A 424-nucleotide genomic window follows, 5' to 3' on the forward strand; every position below is an offset into this window, starting at 1 on the left:
CGGAATTAACCAGACAAATCGCTCCACCAACTAAGAACGGCCATGCACCACCACCCACGGAATCGAGAAAGAGCTATCAATCTGTCAATCCTGTCCCTGTCCCGCCCGGGTGAGGTTTCCCTTGTTGAGTCAAATTAAGCCGCAGGCTCCACTCCTGGTGGTGCCTTTCCGTCAATTCCTTTAAGTTTCAGCTTTGCAACCAGACTCCCCCCGGAGTCCAAAATCTTTGGTTTCCCGGAAGCTGCCCGCCGAGCCATTGTAGTAACGTCGGCGGATCGCTAGATGACATATTTACGGTTAGAACTAGGGCGGTATCTAATCGCCTTCGAACCTCTAACTTTCGTTCTTGATTGATGAAAACACCTTTGCCAAATGCTTTCGCTGATGTTCGTCTTGCGACGATCCAAGAATTTCACCTCTAACG

Annotated in this window: 1 rRNA gene; it reads right to left on the bottom strand. The window is 50.0% G+C overall.

Annotated elements, in window-relative coordinates:
- Nucleotides 1-424, bottom strand: a 16S ribosomal RNA gene (locus F0L68_RS45780); the annotation flags it as partial.

Source organism: Solihabitans fulvus (assembly GCF_008386585.1).
Lineage (GTDB): Bacteria > Actinomycetota > Actinomycetes > Mycobacteriales > Pseudonocardiaceae > Solihabitans > Solihabitans fulvus.